Below are 3,924 nucleotides of genomic sequence, written 5' to 3'. Positions count from 1 at the left end.
TCCCGCCGGTTCCGGTGGGGTGGCTGACGGGACTCGAACCCGCGACAGCCAGGATCACAACCTGGTGCTCTACCAACTGAACTACAGCCACCATCGCCGTCCTCGCGAACGGCGTTGATGATGCTACCCGGTCGGTGCGCCGGTCAGGAAATCGCCAGGTACCGTCGTCGGCCGGGCCCCGCGCGGCGGCGCGTGGCTCCGTCAGTCCACGGGGGGCAGGGCCCCCGCGGCCGCGCGCACCTCGTCGGTGGTCGGACCCGGTTGCGGGACGAACGCCGTGGCGCGGTAGTACTTCAGCTCGCGGATCGACTCCTTGATGTCTGCCAGGGCACGATGGGACATGCCCTTCTCGGGCTGGCCGAAGTAGATGCGCGGATACCAGCGGCGGCACAGCTCCTTGATCGAGCTCACGTCGATCATCCGGTAGTGCAGGTAGGAGTTGAGCTCGGGCATGTCCCGGGCGAGGAACCCGCGATCGGTGCCGATCGAGTTGCCGGCGAGGGGAGCGGTCCCGCTGACCGGGACCCAGGCGCGGATGTAGTCCAGCACCTGCTTCTCGGCCTCCGCCACCGTCACAGCGGAGGCGCGGATCTCCTCGGTCAGCCCCGACGAGGAGTGCATGTCCCGTACGACCGGCAGCATCGCGGCCAGTTTGGCGTCGGAGGCGTGGATGACGATGTCCACGCCGTCGCCCAGGACGTTGAGTTCGGAGTCGGTGACCAGTGCCGCGATCTCCACCAGCGCGTCGTTCGCGGTGTCGAGGCCGGTCATCTCGCAGTCGATCCACACGATCCGGTCGTTCTTGGACTCCTTGTGGGGCGTCGGGCTCGACGTCGCGACAGGGGTGGGATCGGCGCTCGACTCTGGCATCGCTCGACTATATCGCCGCAGCGTTCCAAGCTTCGTCCCACGTCTGCGGCCCCCCACCACCGCGTCGAGCCTGCAGGCGTCTGGAGCACCGCCGTGTGGCAGCTGACGTCCTCAGTAGGGTGGGGATATGCCCTCGTCCGCGGCCGACCCCGAAAACTCACCGTCGATGGCAACCGATGAGTGGAACTTGCGATTCCTCGCGGAGATGGGACAAATCCTGGCGGAACGCCCCGGAACGGAGTTCGACTCTCCCGGGGTCGTTCGCTACAGGGTGGAAGAACTGGCACTGACGGGCGGATTCGTAAGACTGGTCTGGGCTTTCCCTGGCGCTCCGGACACGGGGAAGCGCTCGGTCCGCGTCGGACGGTTCATGAATTTGGTGGACTTGCGAGGCGGGTTCTCACCGGATGATCCAGACATCGTTGCCGGGGCAGTACTGCTCAATGATTTCTATCCAGCTCACCCCCCAGCGGAGGGCCGTGAGCACGCAGACGGCATTCGTTGGCTAGGGCCGCCGCCTCCCTAGCAGCCGGGCCATGCTTGGCAACTGCCGGAGACTGCTCGCGAGGTCGGCCGATCAGGCCTCGGCCTGCCCCTCGCCGAGCTTGGCGTAGAACCGTCCCACGATCGGGGCCATGACCCCGCGCGGGGTGTAGTTGCCCGCCACCGACATCGCCTGGCCGAGGGGTCCCGGGACCACGCGCATCTTGTTCCGGGCGAGCGCGTCCAGCGAGATCCGGGCGGTGTACGTGGTGTCCACCCAGAAGCGGTCGGGGACCAGGCGGTCGACGAACGTCTTGTCCTCCTCGGCGATCTCCTCGGTGCGCACCGGGCCGGGCGCCAGAAGCGTCACGTTGACTCCGGTGCCCTTGAGCTCGCCGCGAAGTGACTCGGAGAAGGTGTTGAGGAACGCCTTGGTGGCCGCGTAGGTGGCGTTGTTGGGGATCGGCATGTTGCCGGCCGCGGAGCCGACGTTGAGGATCGCGCCCGAGCGACGCTCGACCATTCCGGGCAGGACCGCCAGCACGAGGTCGTGGCAGGCGACGGCGTTGACCTGGACCTGGCTCTTCTCGTACTGCGGATCGAGTGTGGCGACCGGACCGAACGTGGCGATGCCGGCGTTGTTGCACAGGATCGAGACCTCGCGGCCCGCCAGCTCCTCCAGTAGCGGGGCCCGCTCGGCCGGATCGGACAGGTCGCAGGCCCGCACCTCGACCGTCACCGGGAACTGGCTCTCCAACCGCTCCTTGAGCTCCTGCAGCACCTCGCCGCGCCGCGCCACGACGATCAGCGAATGCCCGCGGCGGGCCAACTCGGCGGCCAGCGCCATGCCGATCCCGGAGGAGGCGCCGGTGACGACAGCACGATTCGTCGCGGTGGGCAGGGGAAGCGGCATCATGCGTCCTCGGGTCAGGTGGTCAGGGCCGAGGGTGAGCGTACCGGCGAGGGTGGTGAACGGGGGAGTCGGAGACGCCTCCCGGTGCGGCGCCGGCGATCAAGGGCACCGGTCACCGGCGGTGGGAACCGGGACGGCACCACGCCGGCGGAAATGGACCCGCCACCTGCGCTCGCGAGGCCACTGACGAACCGCCAGCCACTAGGTTCTAGGGCGTGAGCAGCACCGGGACACCGCCCCCTCCAGAGACCGCCACCTCGTCGTCGTCGCCCGATCCCCGCCCCGCCACCCGCGGCCAGGTCTTCTCCTGGGCGATCTGGGACTGGGGCTCGGCGGCGTTCAACGCGGTGATCGTGACCTTCGTCTTCTCCGTGTATCTCACCGACTCGGTCGGCGCGGACCTCGACGGCCCGTTCTCGGCCGCGACCTGGCTGTCCATCGCGATCGCGCTGGCCGGGTTGGTGATCGCGGTGACCGCGCCGGTGATGGGCCAACGGGCGGACCGGGGCGGGCGTCGCCGCCGCTCGCTGGCCATCTGGACCTATCTCACGGTGGCGTTGACCGCGCTGATGGTCCTGGTCGACGCGGACGCGCCCTATCCGTGGTTCTTCGTGGGATTGTTGCTGCTCGCGCTGGGGTCCATCACGTTCGAGTTCGCCGAGGTGTCCTACTTCGCCATGCTGCGGCAGGTCTCCACCCCGGCCACCGTGGGGCGGGTGTCGGGCTTCGGGTGGGCGATGGGCTACTTCGGCGGGATCGTGCTGCTGCTCACCGCGTTCCTCGGCTTCATCTCCGGCGACGGCGACGAGCGGGGCCTGCTGGGCATTCCGACCGACGGCGGCCTCAACGTGCGCCTGGTGTGCCTGGTCGCGGCGGTGTGGTTCGCGGTGTTCGCGTTGCCCGTGCTGCGGTCGGTGCCGGAGAACCGGCCCCGGGCGAGGTCTGGCGACGACGACGAGGTGGCCTTCACCGAGTCCTATCGCATCCTCTGGCGGGACCTCAAGGCCCTGTGGCGCCGGGACCCGCGGACCGTGAAGTTCCTCGTGGCCAGCGCCATCTTCCGCGACGGGCTGGCGGGGGTGTTCACCTTCGGGGCGATCCTGGCGGTCACGGTGTACGGGCTCGCGCCGGGGGACGTGCTGATCTTCGGGGTGGCGGCCAACGTGGTGGCGGCGTTGGGCGCGGCGGTGGCGGGGGTCGCGGACGACCTGGCGGGGCCGAAGGCGGTGATCATCGGTTCGCTCGCGGCGATGCTCGGCACCATGACGGTTCTGTTGTTTGTGGACGGCACCGCCATGTTCTGGCTCTTCGGCCTGCTCATGTGCCTGTTCGTGGGCCCGGCGCAGTCGGCGTCGCGGTCCTTCCTCGCCCGCCTCGCGCCGCCCGGCGGTGACGGCCAGATGTTCGGCCTCTACGCCACCACCGGACGCGCGGTGTCGTTCCTCGCCCCCGCGCTGTTCGGTCTGTTCACCTGGGGATTCGGCACCGACCGGGCGGGAATCGCCGGCATCGCGCTGGTCCTGCTGGTGGGTCTGGTCCTGCTGCTGCCTGTGCGCACCCCGACCCGCGCCGAGACGTCGACCACCTGGGCCGGCACCGCCTGATCGCGGCGCCGTCCTGACTGGTCGCGGCACCCTGCCGCCTGGCCTGCCCAGTGC

The 3,924-nt window shown here is 69.5% G+C and carries 3 protein-coding genes and 1 tRNA gene; 1 reads left to right on the top strand and 3 read right to left on the bottom strand.

Annotation, left to right across the window (positions count from 1 at the left end):
* Positions 1 to 15 precede the first annotated feature (15 nt).
* The 3 genes from G6019_RS07965 to cmrA all read right to left on the bottom strand — a co-directional run bounded on the left by G6019_RS07965 (position 16) and on the right by cmrA (position 2,266).
* Positions 16 to 91, bottom strand: a tRNA-His gene (locus G6019_RS07965).
* Positions 92 to 201: 110 nt separating this feature from the next.
* Entirely contained in the window at positions 202 to 870 is a 669-nt protein-coding gene (gene orn / locus G6019_RS07960; RefSeq protein ID WP_182612977.1) for an oligoribonuclease, read from the bottom strand.
* Between the two features lie 577 nt (positions 871 to 1,447).
* Positions 1,448 to 2,266 (bottom strand): mycolate reductase, encoded by an 819-nt coding sequence (gene cmrA / locus G6019_RS07955; protein WP_182612978.1) that lies wholly within the window; start codon positions 2,264 to 2,266, stop codon positions 1,448 to 1,450.
* A 314-nt stretch (positions 2,267 to 2,580) separates the two neighbouring features.
* On the opposite strand from cmrA, the gene G6019_RS07950 reads away from it, so the two are divergent.
* Positions 2,581 to 3,870: an MFS transporter gene (locus tag G6019_RS07950; RefSeq protein ID WP_107758017.1), complete on the top strand. Its 1,290-nt coding sequence runs from the start codon at positions 2,581 to 2,583 to the stop codon at positions 3,868 to 3,870.
* Positions 3,871 to 3,924: the final 54 nt, after the last annotated feature.

It is taken from the genome of Dietzia sp. DQ12-76, assembly GCF_014145045.1.
In the GTDB taxonomy this organism is placed as follows: Bacteria; Actinomycetota; Actinomycetes; order Mycobacteriales; family Mycobacteriaceae; genus Dietzia.
This window is presented reverse-complemented; position numbering and strand designations above follow the sequence as displayed.

Bases quoted from the DNA above. Each gene is read 5' to 3' on its own strand.
- cmrA (WP_182612978.1), bottom strand. From the start codon at position 2,266: ATGCCGCTTCCCCTGCCCACCGCGACGAATCGTGCTGTCGTCACCGGC.
- orn (WP_182612977.1), bottom strand. From the start codon at position 870: ATGCCAGAGTCGAGCGCCGATCCCACCCCTGTCGCGACGTCGAGCCCG.